Origin of the sequence: Nocardiopsis valliformis DSM 45023, from assembly GCF_000340985.1 — a bacterium.
GTDB lineage: Bacteria > Actinomycetota > Actinomycetes > Streptosporangiales > Streptosporangiaceae > Nocardiopsis > Nocardiopsis exhalans.
On sequence record NZ_ANAZ01000004.1, the window covers coordinates 122,241 to 137,801 of the forward strand.

Genomic DNA, 15,561 nt, shown 5'->3' on the forward strand with positions numbered 1-15,561 from the left:
CCAAGGGTCGGGGTCATGGCGATCGGCGGTCAGACGAGGTCAGATGCCTCCGGCGAACCGGCCGGGGGACAGGCGGTGACCGGGGTCGAGCGACTCCTTGACCGCCCGCATCAGCCCCAGGCCGGGCACCTCGCCCCACGGGTCGATCCCGGCGGCGCGCACGTGCGGTTCGGCGCGCAGCAGCACCAGCGGGTGGCCCTCGGCCGAACGCACCCCGTCGACCACCAGCCTGATCCGATCGGCGGGCGTCCCCGGCGGGAAGGTGACGAACAGGACCCCGGTGGCGGCCGAACCGCGGACGTGCGCGCCCGCGTCCACCGCCTCGGAGACCTCCCGAACCCAGTCGGCCGCGGTGACGCTCTCCGCCGGCGGCGCCGTGACCAGGGCGACGGTGCCTTCGGCGGGCAGCAGCCCCCAGCCCTCGGGTAGTTCCTCGGTGACGACTGGTCCTTCATCCGAGGCCCAGGGGGCCAGCGCCCGTGCGGTCGCGGCCACGCGCGCCTCAAGCCCGCCGGAGGTGCCCTCCAGCACTACGTGCAACCGCCCCGGGCCGGTGGCGGGCCAGTCCAGCTCCACCGCCGAGGGCACCACCGCGGTCCCGCGCAGCGCGGACAGAGCCTTCTCCGCGGGGATCCGGGAATCCAGGCGAGCACTCACCAGGCGCAGCGCCTCCGGAACGGGGTGCAGCCGGAAGGCGGCCGAGGCGATCACCCCGAGCGTGCCGTACCCGCCGGTGTGCAGCTTGGCCAGGTCGTACCCGGCCACATTTTTGACCACCCGGCCGCCGCTGCGCGCCACCACCCCGTCGGCGCGTACCACCGTCATGCCGATCACCAGGTCGCGCAGCGCTCCGGAGAGCAGGCGGCGCGGGCCGCTCACCCCCGTGGCCAGCGTCCCGCCCACCGTGCCGCCGAGCCGGACCGGGTCGTAGGACAGGCGCTGCCCGGAGGCGGCCAGCGCCGCGTTCAGGTCGGCCATCGGGGTGCCCGCACCGACCTCCACCACCAGGTCACCGGCGTTGTGGTCGATCCACGACAGCGTCGAGGTGTCCACCAACAGGTCCAGGGAGCGTGGTGGCCAACCCCAGTCCAGGGCGGTTCCGGCGCCGCGCGCGGTCACCGAGAGCCCGCCCCGGTGCGCGGCCGCCATCACCCGGGACAGGGAATCGGTGTCGGAAGGCACCGCCACCTGCTGGGGCACGACCCCGCACACGGTGTCCTCCGCGGCTGCCTCCCGCACTGCGCAGCCCTCGACGTCCAGGTTCTGTGTCACCCTCGGCCCTCCCGGCCAGTGTCGGTGGTACTCGGGTCTCTACCCGCCCCCGTGACCGGGCCACCGTCCGGGTCGTGACCCCGGTCGCGGCCAGGACGGATCAGAACTGCTCGGCCTCACCGGACTCCACCAGCGGGTGCACACCCGTGCGGACTCCGGGCCGTTCACCGCACAGGCGGGGCGTGGGCAGCAGCTTCTCCGGGTTGGCGATCCCGGCCGGGTCGAAAGCCCGCCGGAACAGGTCGAAGGTCTCCAGGGACGCGTCGTCGTACATCCGCGGCATCTTGCAGGCCTTGTCCACCCCCACCCCGTGCTCACCGGTGATGGAACCGCCGTGCTCGATGCACAGGTCCAGGATCGCCCCGGAGACCTCCTCGGCGCGTTCGCCCGCGCCGGGTTCGGCGTCGTCGAACAGCACGAGCGGGTGCAGGTTGCCGTCACCGGCGTGGAAGACGTTGGCCACCCGGATACCGGACTCGGCCGACAGCGCGGCGATCCGGCCCAGCACCTCGCCCAACGCGGTGCGCGGCACCACCCCGTCCTGGACGATGTAGGCCGGGCTGATCCGACCCACGGCGGCGAACGCGGACTTGCGGCCCTTCCAGATGAGCGCGCGCTCCTCGGCTCCGTCGGCCACCCGGGTCTCGAAGGAACCGGCGTCCGCGCACAGGGCGGTGACCCGCTCCAGCTGGGCGTCGACCTCCCCGGCCGGGCCGTCCAGCTCCACCACCAGCACGGCGCCCGCGCCCGCCGGGTAGTCGCAGGCCACGGCACGCTCGGCGGCCTCGATGGCCAGCGCGTCCATCATCTCGATCGCCGAGGGCAGCACCCCGGCGGCGATGATGGCGCTGACCGCCTGTCCGCCCGCGTCGAGCGAGGTGAACGCGGACAGCAGGGTGACGGTCTTCTCGGGGGAACGGGTCAGCGAGACGGTGATCTGGGTGGCTACGCCCAGGGTGCCCTCGGAGCCGACGAACGCCCCGATGAGGTCGTAGCCGTGCGCGCCCGGGGCCTTTCCGCCCAACTCCACGATCTCACCGGCCGGGGTGACGATCTCCAGGCCGCGCACGTGGTTGACGGTGAACCCGTACTTGAGGCAGTGGGCGCCGCCGGAGTTCTCCGCGACGTTTCCGCCCACCGAGCACACCTGCTGGCTGGAGGGGTCGGGCGCGTAGTAGTAGCCGTGCGGGGCGGCGGCGCGGGTGATGTCGAGGTTGGCGACGCCCGGTTCGACCACCGCGCACTCGTTGTCGAGGTCGATCTCGAGGATGCGGCGCATACGCGAGGTGACCAGCAGGACACCCTCGGCGTGGGGGAGAGCTCCCGCGGACAGGCCGGTGCCCGCCCCGCGCGGAACATAGGGGACGCCGTGCTCGGCGCAGAGCCGGATGACGGCGGCGACCTGGCCGGTGGTGGTCGGCATGACCACGACACCGGGGGTGGAGCGGTGGTAGGTGAGACCGTCGCTCTCGTAGACGCGCCGCTGGGAGAGGTCGGTCAGCACCCCGTCGGCACCGCAGATCTCGCGCAGCCGGGGGATCAGGGCGGTCAGCGCCGCGGGTGTGTGCTCGGAGGCGCCGGAGCCACCGGAGCCGCCTGGCGTGCGCGCGGAACCCTCGGGTGTGTGGGGTGCGGTCGTGGCCATGGGCGCCTCCCGGTTCCGTTCGGAGAACGCGGCTGGGGTCCCGTTCTCCGACTGCGACCTCGCAAGGGGACCGTACGACCGCGCCCCCTGCCGAAGCAAGGGGGCGCGGTGGAAACGGTATTTCGTTGTATGAAACCGCGTTGTATGAAACCGCGTTGTACGGAACCGCGGTGTTCGAAACCGGCGGAACCTCGACCGGGGCCCCGTCCAGGTTGGCCGCGCTGGACGGTGTGCCCGGGGTCCGGGTGCGGGTTCGGTTACGGCATGCGCTCGTAGGCGGGCAGCGTCAGGAAGTCGACGTAGTCGTCGTCCAGCGCGACCTCGGTGAACAGCTCGCTGGCCTGCTTGTACAGGTCCTCGTTGAAGTTCGCGCCGAGGGCCTCCTTGATGGTGGCCAGCTCCTCACCGATGATCTGCTTGACCAGCTCGGCGGTGACCTTCTCGCCGCCGTCCAGCGTGACGTCGTTGTGCAGCCACTGCCAGATCTGCGAGCGCGAGATCTCGGCGGTGGCGGCGTCCTCCATGAGGTTGTGGATCGCCACCGCGCCGTTGCCGCCCATCCACGCCGCCAGGTACTGCAGGGCGACGTTGATGTTGGCGCGCAGACCGGCGAGCGTGACGCCGCCCGGGGTCTGGTCGACGGCGAGCAGGTCGGCGGCGGTCACCTCGACCTCGGGGCGCTGCTTGTCGATCTGGTTGGGCTTGTCGCCCAGGACGCCGTCGAAGATCTCCTTGGCGACCGGGACCAGGTCGGGGTGGGCGACCCAGGAGCCGTCGAAGCCGTCACCGGACTCGCGGGACTTGTCGTCGCGGACCTTGGCGAAGGCGACCTTGTTGACCTCCTCGTCCTTGCGGGACGGGATGAAGGCGGCCATACCGCCGATGGCGTGGGCACCGCGCTTGTGGCAGGTCTTGACCAGCAGCTCGGTGTAGGCGCGCATCATCGGGGCGGTCATCGTGACGGCGTTGCGCTCGGGCAGCAGGAACTTGCGGCCGCGGGTGCGGTGGGTCTTGATGATGCTGAAGAGGTAGTCCCAGCGACCTGCGTTGAGACCGGCGGAGTGCTCGCGCAGCTCGTAGAGGATCTCCTCCATCTCGAACGCGGCCGGGATGGTCTCGATCAGGCAGGTGGCGCGGATGGTGCCGCGGGGGATCTCCAGGCGCTCCTGGGCCAGCACGAAGATGTCGTTCCACAGGCGCGCCTCGAGGTGGCTCTGCATCTTCGGCAGGTAGAAGTACGGGCCCTTGCCCTTGGCGATCTGGCGCTTGGCGCTGTGGAAGAAGTACAGCGCGAAGTCGACGATGCCGCCGCTGGTGCGCTCGCCGTCGACGAGGATGTGCTTCTCGTCCAGGTGCCAGCCGCGCGGGCGGACGACGATCGTGGCCAGCTCGGAGTCCTCCTTGAGGGCGTAGGTCTTGCCCTGGGGGGAGGTGAAGTCGATCTGGCGGTCCAGGGCGTCACGCAGGTTGAGCTGCCCCTGGATCATGTTCTCCCACAGCGGGGTGTTGGCGTCCTCGAAGTCGGACAGCCACACCTTCGCGCCGGAGTTGAGCGCGTTGATCGTCATCTTGCGGTCCGTGGGACCGGTGATCTCGACCCGGCGGTCGGTGATGCCCGGAGCGGGCGGGGCCACCTGCCAGCTGTCGTCCTCGCGGATGTGCTTGGTCTCGGGGAGGAAGTCGAGGTCCTCCCCGGCGGCGATCTGCGCCTCGCGGGTCTTGCGAGCGGCCAGCAGTTCCTGACGGCGCGGCTCGAAGGTGCGGTGCAGTTCGGCGACGAGGGCGAGGGCGTCCTCGGTGAGGATCTCGTCGAACCGTTCGTTGAGGGGGCCGGTGATCTCGACCCCGTGCGTGGCGCCCATGGAAAACCTTCCGCAATACGAAACAAGCTTCTGGTATGTGGAAATGAAGCTACTATCTTGATGTCGAGCGGTCAACGTCACTCGCACCCTTGATCAGTGGAGATCTTCCTGGAACAGGAAGGAACACCAAACTTCTGCGGGAACTTTTGCGTTTCTTGAGTTGCTGATCTACTCCCAGGTTCTCACGCTCCGCGCGGGGTCATGGTGTCCGTCACGTTGCCTGCGATAATTCAGATGCCCAGGTCGGGCGGAGGTGCGAGCATCAAGAGCACGGACCGCCGTCCCCGCTCCGGGAAGAACCATGACGGCACAAGCGTTGACCCACCTGGAGGGATATGAATACAGCTGACACCCACGGAAGCGACCACGCGGGGCACCACGCCCACGACGAGGACGTATTCCGTGAGGAGAACACCGTCGGGGACGGGGTCCACGCCAACGACGCGTCCCGCGAGGCCACGGCCGACGGCGGTAACCGCTACGAGGACCCGAACAACGCCCCCGACCAGGGCGAGATGGAGCTGGCCGAACGGCACGCGCTCCGCCGCGTCCAGGGCCTTTCCACCGAACTCACCGACGTCACCGAGGTCGAGTACCGGAAGCTGCGCCTGGAGCGCGTCGTCCTCATCGGCGTCTGGACCAGGGGAAACCAGACCGACGCCGACAACTCACTCACCGAGCTGGCCGCCCTCGCCGAGACGGCGGGCGCCCTCGTGCTCGAAGGCCTCACCCAGCGCCGCTCCAAGCCCGACCCCGCGACCTACGTCGGTAAGGGCAAGGCCGCAGAACTGCGCGACATCGTCGAGGCCACCGGCGCGGACACCGTCATCTGCGACGGCGAGCTCACCCCGGGCCAGCTGCGCCAGCTGGAGGACGTCGTCAAGGTCAAGGTGGTCGACCGCACCGCCCTGATCCTCGACATCTTCGCTCAGCACGCCAGCAGCAGCGAAGGCAAGGCCCAGGTCGAACTCGCCCAGCTCAACTACCTGCTTCCGCGCCTGCGCGGCTGGGGTGACTCCCTGTCCCGGCAGGCGGGCGGCTCCGGCGGTGGCGGCGCCGGCGGCGGCGTGGGTCTGCGCGGCCCCGGTGAGACCAAGATCGAGACCGATCGCCGACGCATCAACGACAAGATGGCGAAGCTGCGCCGCCAGCTCGCCCACATGCGGACCGCGCGCGACGTCAAGAAGGATGTCCGCCGCACCCGCGAGGTGCCCTCGGTGGCGATCGCCGGATACACCAACGCGGGCAAGTCCAGCCTGCTCAACCGGCTCACCGGAGCCGGGGTGCTGGTGGAGAACGCCCTGTTCGCCACCCTGGACCCGACGGTCCGTCAGGCCCGCACGCCCGACGGCCGCGGCTTCACCCTCAGCGACACGGTCGGCTTCGTCCGGCACCTGCCGCACCAGCTGGTGGAGGCGTTCCGCTCCACCCTGGAGGAGGTCGCCGACTCCGACCTGATCCTGCACGTGGTCGACGGTTCGCACCCCGATCCCGAGTCCCAGATCAGCGCGGTCCGCGAGGTGTTCGCCGAGATCGAGGCCGTGGACGTGCCCGAGCTCATCGTGGTCAACAAGGTCGACGCCGCCGACCCGGACACGCTCAAGACGCTGCGCACCCGCTACCCCGACCTGGTCGAGGTCTCGGCGCGTACCGGCGAGGGCGTCCCCGAACTGGTCACGGCACTGGCCGAGGCGCTGCCCGAGCTCGCCAAGGAGGTGCACGCCCTCGTTCCGTACTCGCGGGGCGACCTCGTGGCCAAGGTGCACGAGGAAGGACGCATCATCAGCGAGGAGCACACCGGGGAGGGCACGGCGCTGCACGCCTTCGTCCCCGCGCTGCTCGCCGCCAGGCTCGACGAGTACACGCCCAGCAACGCCTAGCCGAACAGGGCGCAGACGCCTGAGCGAGGTCTGAGAGCTACACGGCCGGGGTACCCACGGGGGTGCCCCGGCCGTGCTGTGTCCGCAGGCGGCGCGCCAGGTGCGGAGCTTGGGCGGGGGTGTGCCCCTCAGCGCGGACTTCGGTGGTGTTCTTCGGTTTCCTGCCCCGAGCGGCACCGGAACAGGCCTCTGTCACGGGCAGGTGGCCGGTGGGATGCATGTGCGAGGGAAGGCACGTGCGTCACATTCATGTTCTTTCGGGGCAGTGAGGCTGACCAGGGCGAACGGGGAAGACCAGCTCAATGCGGGTGCGGGTGTTCTTCGTCACTCTGCGGGCTTGCGAGTTTCAGTCCGGAACGCTCGCATTCGTCCCCGCGGGGAGGTGTACATGGAGTCCGCGGATGGACTACGGTTTTGGAGCACTGGCCGACAGTGATCGCGGTCCCCCCTGCGGCCGACGCGAACCCCCCACTGTCACGGCACCGCGCGGCGACCCCGAGTCGCCCACGGACCTGTCGGAAGCGCATCCAGATACGAGGTCGCCATGTCCGCCCGTGTACCCCACGCCCCTGCCCCGTACACACCACGGTGGCACTGACCGGCGAGGGCGGACCCCCATGACGGTAGTACTCCTCACCAATATCGGTCGGCTGTGGACCGGGAACGAGCTGCTCACCAAAGCCGCCGTCCTGATGGACAACGACCGGATCGCCTGGGTCGGCCACGCCGCCGAACTGCCCCAGCGCATCCCCGGCGTGATGGAGGACCTCACCGACGTCGACGAGGTTGTCAACATCGGCGGCGGCCTGGTCACTCCCGGGCTGGTCGACGCCCACTGCCACCCCGTCTACGCGGGCGACCGCTACGCCGAGGTCAACATGTGGGCCAAGGGGGCCAGCCGCGCGGACATCTTCGCGGCGGGCGGCGGGGTTTCCACGACCGTCACCATCACCCGGGGGACCGACCCCTGGACGCTGTGCAACGCGGTCCGCGAACGGCTGCGGCACTGGGTGCTGTCCGGCAGCACCACCGTGGAGGCCAAAACCGGCTACCACCTCACCCGGGACGGTGAGCTCGCCGACGTGCGCCTGCTGCGCTCCCTGGAGGAGGAACCGGGCATGCCCCGCCTGCACGTCACCTTCTTCCCCGCGCACGGGGTCCCACCCGAGTTCTTCGGCCGTCCCAAGGAGTACGTGGCCACCGCCGCCTCCTGGCTCAGCGACGCCGCTATGGCCGGAGCCGACGGCGTGGACGTGTACTGCGACAACCAGCAGTTCACCACCGAGGATGCCCACATGCTCCTGAGCGTGGGCCAGTCCGTGGGGCTGCGCACCACCATGCACGCCTGCTCCCGACCCCGGCACGGGGCCGTCCGGATGGCCGCCGAGATGGGCTGCTCCTCGGTCGACCTCGTCCACGAGGCCGACGACGAGGACCTGCTCGCCCTGGCCGCCACCCGAACCCCGGTCGTGGCCTGCCCCACCACCGCCCTGCACGAACGCCGCACCCCGCCGGTACGGGCCCTGCTCGACCACGGCGTCCCCGTGGGCCTGGGCACCGACCACAACCCGGGCCAGTCCGGCACCACGTCCATGCCGTTGGTCATCTCCCTGGCCGTCTCCATGTTCGAGATGACCGTGCAGGAGGCCCTCAACGCCGCCACGGCGGGCAGCGCGCACGCCCTGGCCCTCAACGACCGCGGCATGATCGCCCCCGGAATGCTGGCCGACCTGGTCCAGTGGGACGCCGACCACGAGGGCGCCTTCGCCTGGTCCATGGGCCTGAACACCCTCCGTGTCTGGCAGGGCGGCCGCACCATCCGCTGAGCCGGTCCGGGGCGGCCAGGACTGGCCGTTCTCCCGTCGCCTCAGCGAGTTCCCGGCTCTGGCCAGCTTTCAGCGGCTCTGCTCAGCGGGTGCCGCGGGCGCGGGCGATCTCGATCACCGCGCGTTCCAGCGCGTACTCGGGGTCGCGTCCGGCGCCCTTGATCAGCGCGTCGGTCTCGGCGATCACCGCCATCGCCCGGGTCACTCCGGCCGCGCTCCACCCCCGGGCCTGCTGGCGCAGGGTGCGCAGCTTCCACGGCGGCACCTTGGCACGCTTGGCCAGGTCCGCCTCGCTCACCCCGCGCGGCGGCTGGGCAGCCACCGCGATCCCCCGCACGGCACCGGCCAGGGCGCTGTTGATCAGCACCGGGGCGGTACCCACCGCCAGCGACCAGCGCAGCTGCTCCAGGGCCTCGGGCAGGCGCCCCTCCACGGCCCGGTCGGCCACGCTGAACCCGGAGGCCTCCGCTTTGCCGGAGTGGTACCTGGCCACCGCGGCGGCGTCCACCCTGCCCTCGGTGTCCGCGATCAGCTGCGTGCAGGCCGCGGCGATCTCGCGCAGCTCGGTGCCGACCGCGTCCACCAGGGCCTGTGCGGCGTCAGGGGTGATCTGCCGCCCGGCCGAGGAGAACTCGCCCTTGACGAAGGCGACCCGCTCGGGCCCCTTCGTGGGGCCCTTGCAGTCCACCCGCTGCGCCCCGGCCTTCACCGCGGCCTGGAGCAACGCCTTGCCCTTGGCCCCACCCGCGTGGGTGAGCACCATGAACACGTCGTCGGCGGGCGCCTTGAGGTAGTCGGTGACCGTCGCCGCCAGATCCTTGACCAGGTCCTGAGCGGAACGGAGCACGACCACCCGGCGGTCGCCGAACAGCGAGGGGGAGGTGACCTCCACCAGGGTGGACAGGCCCACCTGGGAGGGCACGAGGTCGTGGACGTCCACCTCGGGGTCGGCCTCACGAGCCGAGGCGACGACGGCGGCCACGGCCCGGTCGACGAGGAGCTCCTCGTCGCCGACAATGAGCGTGATGAGGGCGGGTGCAGGCATACAACGAGCATGCCACGCCCCACCGACCAGCTAGTGCCCAAAACCCGGACCCCGCCCCGAATCACCCCGTTCCCGCCCCCGAATCACTCACCGCCGCTCGCCCGCCCCCGTGCACCCACCCACCTCCGGCCGCTGGGATCTCCGTATCCTGTGCCGCTCCATCTCCATCGCCTATGTGCGTGCTCGCCAGGCCTCCGGCCACGGTCAGTGGTCCGGGTCCGGGCCCCGGGCGGCCACTCGGATCGGGCCGCCCAGGACAGCGATGTCTCCGTCGAGGTCGGTGCGCGCGTTCACCTGGGCCACCCGCTCCAGCACACCCAGCGTGAACGGCGCCGGGTGGCCGTAGGAGTTGTCCCTGCCCACCGATGTCACAGACACCTCCGCCCGGGTCGCGCTGAGGAAGGCCGGATCCTGGGTGCCCGCGCCGTGGTGGGGCGTGGTCAGCACCGTCACGGCGAGCAGCTCGGCCTCCGGTCCGCGCACCAGCCTTCCCTGCGCCTCCTCCTCGATGTCTCCGGTCAGCAGCACCGACATCTCCGGCCCGTCGGCGCGGATCACCACCGAGGTGTCGTTGAGTGACCCGACGAACTCCGGATCCGGCCAGAGCACCCGCAGCAGCCACGGCCCCACCCGGAGGTGCTGCCCGATCTCGGCCGCGGTCAGCGCCACCCCCTCCTCGGCGAGCAGACGGCCCACCGGGCTCTCCTCGAACCCCGCCGGGGCCAGCGCCGCCGACACCCGCCGGTGGCGCAGTACCCCGGGTGTGCCGTCGACGTGGTCGGCGTGGTCGTGGCTGAGCACCAGCAACGGAACCGCGCGCACCCCCAGCCGCTCCAGGCAGTCGTCCACCAGCTCCGGGTCGTCCCCGGTGTCGAACACCACCGCCTCACCTCTGGCGGAGGACAGCACGAACGCGTCCCCCTGTCCCACGTCGCAGGCGACCAGCGCCCACCCCGCGGGCGGCCAGCCGCCCGGGACACATCGGGCGGCCAACCCCAGGACCAGCACCGCCACCATCACGGCGGCGATCACCCGCCGGGTCAGCCCTCTGGTCAGCAGCAACACCACCACAACCGCGGCCAGCAACAGCCCGCCCGCCACGTCCGAGCGCCAGGGCACCGCACCGTAGGGGACCCGCGCCCCGGTCTCGGCCACCAGAGCGAGCCAGGACACCCCCAACCCCGGCAGATGCACCAGGAACGCAGCGGCGTCCGGCCAGACCGAGGCCAGCGCCGCCAGGGCCGACCCCGCCACGGTCACCACCGCCACCACCGGTGCAGCCAGTACGTTGGCCGGAACCGTCACCCAGGACACCTCCCCGGACAGCAGCACTAGGACCGGCGCGACCGCCACGTGCGCGGCCACCGCGACCGCGAAGGCCTCGGCCACCGGTTTGGGCCACCGCGCCGACCACGCCCGGGTCCAGCCCGGCACGAGCACGAGGATGCCCGCGGTGGCCAGCACCGACAGCGCGAAACCGTAGGAGGTGGCCAGCCCAGGTGCCACGAACAGCACCCCGACCACCGTGGCGCACAGGGCTCCCATCCCCGCCTGCGTCCGTCCGGTGGCCAACGCCAGCAGACCCAGCGACCCCATGAACGCCGCCCGCACCACGCTCGGCTCAGGTCGGCAGACCAGGACGAAAATCCAGATCATCAGGGCACCGCCCAGCACCGCGCACCAGGTCGGCGCACGCGTCCAACGCGCCACCGCGAGCACGAAACCGGTCAGGATCGCCAGATTGGCCCCGCTGACGGTCAGCAGATGCGTCATCCCGGTGGCCCGGAAGTCCTCGGCGGTCCGCTCCGGCAGCGCCGACACGTCACCGACGATCAGCGCGGGCAACAGCCCCCGCTCGGGCTGGGGCAGCTCCGCCGCGGCCTCACGCAGGCCCTCGCGCACACTTCCGGCGAACCCCTGGAGCCGACCCGGCTCGGTGACCCCCTCCGGCGGGCCCCGCACCGGCACCAGGGCGGCGGTCAGCCGGTCGCCGTCCGCGGCCAGGAAGGCTCCGCGTGCCTCGAAGGACTGGCCGGGCAGCAGGTCGGCCCAGCCCGGCCCGGAGGCCAGCACCACCACCGGCGCCCGTGAGACGTGCTCCCGTCCGTCCCACCGCACCCACTCCGTGCGCGCGGACACCACCCACTCGGCCCGGCCCGGGCGCGGCATCCCCGCCCGGGAACGCGGATCAGTGGTCACCACCGCCCGGAAGGCCGCCTCACCGCCTCGCTCCACGGCGCTCACCGCCGCACTCGACGCTGTCCGGTACACGTGCGCGCCGGCCACCGCCGCCACCGTGGCGCCGCACACCAAGGTCGCCACCAGGGTCAGCGCGGGGGCCTCCCAGGGTAGGCGGATCGCCGCGAACACCGCCAGGGCGGCACATCCCAGCACCCCCGCGCACAGCCAGGCCAGCCAGGGCGGGGCGGCGAGTGCCCCCAGGGCGGTCAACCAGGTCGCCACGGCGGGCAGGAACAACCTCAGGTCCGGCGGCCGGTCCAGGCCGTACGCGTCGGTGCCCAACCAGGTCACCACGGACCTCACCCCACCGTCACGAGGGGTTCGAGGCTGCTGAACGTCTTCTCCGCGATCCCGTCGACCCCGAGCAGGTCCTCCACGCTGCTGAACGAGCCACCGAGGGATTCCCGGTGCCTGATGATCTTCTGGGCCTTCTTCTCCCCGATCCCGGGCAGGGTCTCCAACTCCGCCTGCCCGGCCTGGTTGAGGTTGACCAGCGATCCGCTCCCCTCCGGGCCCGCGCCCGTTTCCCCTTCCGCCTGGGGGACACCCACCAGGATCCGCTCACCGTCGTTCAGGGTCCGGGCCAGGTTCACCAGGTCCAAGTCGGCGTCGGGCAGCGGCCCGCCGGCCTCCTCCACCGCGTCGGCCACCCGGGAACCCGCGGGCATCGTGTAGATCCCCGGCTCGGCCACCTCCCCGCCCACGTGCACCACCACGTCCCCGCTCGGGGCCGCGTCCGGCCCTCCTCCCTCGCCCCCGGGAGCCTGCCCGTCTCCGTCCGGGACGGTCGAGACCTGATCGCCCGGGTCCTGCCCCGCGGCGGCGGACTGGTTGACCAGTTCGGGCACCGTCACCTCGCCCGGCCGCTCGCGCAGCACCAGGAAGGCGCCCGCCACTGCGAGCAGCCCGAGCACCAGCAGGGCCACCACCGCCCGCCGGGACAGCGAGGCCTGGGGTCCCCACCGCTCGGCGACCCGATCCAGCACGGCACCGGGGGCCTCGGGATCCAGCTCCGTGTACCCCGAAGGCGGTCGCACCGCCTCCGGCCGCCGCCGATGCCGCCCGCCCGACGGCCCTTCAGGCTCTTCCTCCGAAGGCGGCTCAGGCCCGCTGCCCTCGCTCCGGCTGTCAGAGGAGAGCCGGCCCCAACGGCCGTTACGAGTTCTCCTGCCGCTGCGGGGCCTGGGTCCGTTCTCCTGTTCCTGGTCCGGGAAGTCCGCTGGGCCGTGTCCGCTGTCACCGTTCCAGCTGACGGAAGCGGGCTGCTTCTCGCGGTCTCCGCGGGTTGCCTGGCTGAGGGGCCTCGGCCCCTCTGCGCGGACCTGCGCCGGGGGTGTCGTCTCGCGTTCGCCGTTGGCGTTCGGGCCGGTGGCGGAGGGCCCCTTCGCGTGGGTGTCACTTCGGGGAGCTTCGCCGACCGGGGCCCAGCCGTCCTGGGGTCCCTCTGGTGGGGGAGGGTCCCGCCAGGGGCTTTGCGCTGGTGGGGTTCGGGGAGTGGGGCGGTGGGCGCGGCGGTCCAGCCGCAGGCGGACGGTGGGCGCCTCCTCCGGGTCCTCCGTATCCTCTTGATTCTCTTGGGCGGCTGGGCCGCGCGGTGCGGGCGTGGCTGACCACAGCTCGGCGGGGGTGGGCCTCGCAGGTCCGGGCCGGTAGGGGGTGGTGGCCTCCCCGATCGCGTAGGGCGCGCTCGGGACGGCTTCTCCGGGGGAGGGTTCAGTGGAAGCACGGGGGATTCGGGAGCGCAGCCGCCGGGCGGTGGGGGAGGCGTCCAGGCCGAGCGCGCGGAGTCGTTCCTCGGGATCTGACTGTGGAGGTTTGCGCCGTGACCGACGCGAAACGGTCATGAATCCAACGCTAGGCAGCAGGCAACGCTCTGTCAGCAGCCGTTTTCCATCTGTGGATAACTTCCGACGGGCGGACCGGGAGAGCATCGGGGTTGGGGCATGCCGAGGTGGGCGGGAGCGGAGGCTCCCCCGATATCGAGCAAAGCAGGTCGGGGACCAGCACGCCAGCGGCGGGGCAGGTGCCTGTGGACAACTCGCGGACCCGGCCCCAGGGGCCGGCTCAGGGGCCGGGAACGGCGAAGGGCCCGGTCCTGGTGGACCGGGCCCTTCGGGAAGCCTTGTGCTTCTCGTCCTTAGGCGGACTGAAGCGCGTCCAGGCGCTTGGCGATCGCGCTCTTGCGGTTCGCGGCCTGGTTCTGGTGGATGACGCCCTTGCTGCTGGCCTTGTCCAGGGCGCGAGCGGCCTCGCGCTGCGCGATGGTGGCCTGCTCGACGTTCCCGGCCTCGGCAGCCTCGCGGAACTTACGGATGGCAGTCTTCAGGGAAGAGCGCACCGCCTGGTTGCGGATACGAGCCTTCTCGTTCTGCTTGATGCGCTTCTTCTGCGACTTGATGTTCGCCATGCGAAAACGTGCTCCAGTTACTGTGATCATCGCGTCTGGCGAACAGGCGGCTCATCTCACGGGCAGCCGTTCCATGAGAGGCCTGCGTGGGCGCCGACGCAGGGTGTGTGTGAGTCCACAGGGCTCTTAACCGAACGTGGATTTCCGAGACACGGATTTCTTATTATGCCGTACTCGGCGGACTGCTTGGGACTCCGCGGCCGCACCACGCCATCCGGTGCCTGCCGGGGGCAGCCACACCGCTCCGGTGGTCAGCCACTCTGTTCCAGCGGGTTGAGCCACGCGGTGCGGAAGGCGGTCAGATCCCCGTCCCCGACCTCGTCCACCAGGTACAGGGACACACCCACGGTCATCGTCTCGGGGACCTCCTCGGCCTGGGTCAGGCCCAGACGGACTGCGGCGAGCGCGGTCAGCGCGGTCTCGTTGTCGGCCACCGGCCCCCACCGCTCACTGTCGTAGGTCGGCACCCCGAAGCGCACCGTCACGTCCTCGTGGTTGCGCAGCGCCGTCACCGACTCGGTCACCTGACGCACCATGAACCCGCCGTACAGCCCCGCCGTGGGCATGTTCGCGCCCACCCCGGGCAGCACGATCTCGTCCGCGTGCTCGCTCACCCGCTCCAGGTACCCCTTGGACCAGTACTTCTCCTCGCCGCCCGCGATGAAGGACGGAACCCGGCCGCCCGGCATCAGCTCCACGTGCTGGGCCTGCAGCGACAGGACCCGGTCCTCGCCCAGTTCCTCCCGGACCAGTTCCACGAGCGCGGGCAGGGAGGGGTCGTTCACCGTCACCGGGCGGATCTCCAGGTGCACCCCGGCGAACCCGTCGGCCGCGACCTCGGCCGCCCGCGGGGCCAGCCTCTCGCGGGCCTCGGCGTCGAAACGGTCCCGGATCAGCGACGAACCCGACTCCACGTGCCGCAGCCAGGCCAGCGCCGACACCTCGGGGAAATTCGCGTCCAACCACGACAACAGCGCGTCGGTCTCCGGAACCCGCTCCACGGCGCCGTCCGCGTCCGCTTCGCCCGCGTACACGTACAGAGTGCTCACCGCGCCGGTGCCCAGCAGCTCCTCCAGCGCCTCGGTGTCCTCCCACGAACCCACCCACGCCGCGTCCGCCCCCTGCGAGGCGGCCCACTCCTCGGGGGTTCCCGAGTACTGGTAGGACAGCAGCGCGCCCGCGCCCACCAGCACCACCAGGACCGCCGCCACACCGGCCAGCAACCGCTTCAGAAGCCACTTCACCCGTACGCCACCCGTTCCCGTCCGGTCTCCGCTTGGCCGGGCACCCGTTCCGTCCGGCTACCCGCATCGCCCGTTCCCGGTCCCAGGTCGCATAATCTGGACACAGGTCCCGCGCTCGCGCCCATACTGCCGTATCCGT

The 15,561-nt window shown here is 71.4% G+C and carries 10 protein-coding genes; 2 read left to right on the top strand and 8 right to left on the bottom strand.

The genetic code is table 11. The features are described from left to right. Positions 1-39 precede the first annotated feature (39 nt). The 3 genes from D457_RS0105170 to aceB all read right to left on the bottom strand — a co-directional run bounded on the left by D457_RS0105170 (position 40) and on the right by aceB (position 4,779). The gene (locus D457_RS0105170) at positions 40-1,272 is read right to left on the bottom strand and encodes an FAD-binding oxidoreductase (RefSeq protein ID WP_017579579.1); all 1,233 of its coding nucleotides are present in this window, start codon (positions 1,270-1,272) and stop codon (positions 40-42) included. 100 nt (positions 1,273-1,372) lie between these two features. Further along, a complete protein-coding gene (locus D457_RS0105175) occupies positions 1,373-2,917 on the bottom strand; it encodes an FAD-linked oxidase C-terminal domain-containing protein (RefSeq protein WP_017579580.1) in 1,545 nt (514 codons plus the stop codon). A gap of 257 nt (positions 2,918-3,174) precedes the next feature. Further along, positions 3,175-4,779 carry a malate synthase A gene (gene aceB, locus D457_RS0105180; RefSeq protein ID WP_017579581.1) on the bottom strand — a complete coding sequence of 535 codons (1,605 nt, stop codon included), beginning with the start codon at positions 4,777-4,779 and terminating at the stop codon, positions 3,175-3,177. A gap of 335 nt (positions 4,780-5,114) precedes the next feature. On the opposite strand from aceB, the gene hflX reads away from it, so the two are divergent. Next, positions 5,115-6,659, top strand: a complete 1,545-nt coding sequence (hflX, locus tag D457_RS0105185; RefSeq protein ID WP_017579582.1) for a GTPase HflX — start codon at positions 5,115-5,117, stop codon at positions 6,657-6,659. Positions 6,660-7,276: 617 nt separating this feature from the next. Continuing rightward, on the top strand, positions 7,277-8,485 hold the full coding sequence (locus D457_RS0105190) for an amidohydrolase family protein (RefSeq protein WP_017579583.1): 1,209 nt from the start codon (positions 7,277-7,279) through the stop codon (positions 8,483-8,485). Positions 8,486-8,567: 82 nt separating this feature from the next. Here the strand turns inward: D457_RS0105190 and holA are convergent, their stop codons facing one another. The 5 genes from holA to D457_RS0105220 form a co-directional block, all read right to left on the bottom strand. Continuing rightward, entirely contained in the window at positions 8,568-9,530 is a 963-nt protein-coding gene (holA, locus tag D457_RS0105195; RefSeq protein WP_017579584.1) for a DNA polymerase III subunit delta, read from the bottom strand. A 204-nt stretch (positions 9,531-9,734) separates the two neighbouring features. Then, on the bottom strand, positions 9,735-12,065 hold the full coding sequence (locus D457_RS0105200; RefSeq protein ID WP_026116350.1) for a ComEC/Rec2 family competence protein: 2,331 nt from the start codon (positions 12,063-12,065) through the stop codon (positions 9,735-9,737). 5 nt (positions 12,066-12,070) lie between these two features. Further along, on the bottom strand, positions 12,071-12,808 hold the full coding sequence (locus D457_RS36890; RefSeq protein WP_017579586.1) for a ComEA family DNA-binding protein: 738 nt from the start codon (positions 12,806-12,808) through the stop codon (positions 12,071-12,073). Between the two features lie 1,100 nt (positions 12,809-13,908). After that, positions 13,909-14,178, bottom strand: a complete 270-nt coding sequence (gene rpsT, locus D457_RS0105215; RefSeq protein WP_017579588.1) for a 30S ribosomal protein S20 — start codon at positions 14,176-14,178, stop codon at positions 13,909-13,911. Positions 14,179-14,429: 251 nt separating this feature from the next. After that, on the bottom strand, positions 14,430-15,422 hold the full coding sequence (locus D457_RS0105220) for a hypothetical protein (protein ID WP_017579589.1): 993 nt from the start codon (positions 15,420-15,422) through the stop codon (positions 14,430-14,432). Between the last annotated feature and the right edge of the window lie 139 nt (positions 15,423-15,561).

Bases quoted from the DNA above. Each gene is read 5' to 3' on its own strand.
- D457_RS0105175 (WP_017579580.1), bottom strand. From the start codon at position 2,917: ATGGCCACGACCGCACCCCACACACCCGAGGGTTCCGCGCGCACGCCA.
- aceB (WP_017579581.1), bottom strand. From the start codon at position 4,779: ATGGGCGCCACGCACGGGGTCGAGATCACCGGCCCCCTCAACGAACGG.
- hflX (WP_017579582.1), top strand. From the start codon at position 5,115: ATGAATACAGCTGACACCCACGGAAGCGACCACGCGGGGCACCACGCC.
- D457_RS0105190 (WP_017579583.1), top strand. From the start codon at position 7,277: ATGACGGTAGTACTCCTCACCAATATCGGTCGGCTGTGGACCGGGAAC.
- holA (WP_017579584.1), bottom strand. From the start codon at position 9,530: ATGCCTGCACCCGCCCTCATCACGCTCATTGTCGGCGACGAGGAGCTC.
- rpsT (WP_017579588.1), bottom strand. From the start codon at position 14,178: ATGGCGAACATCAAGTCGCAGAAGAAGCGCATCAAGCAGAACGAGAAG.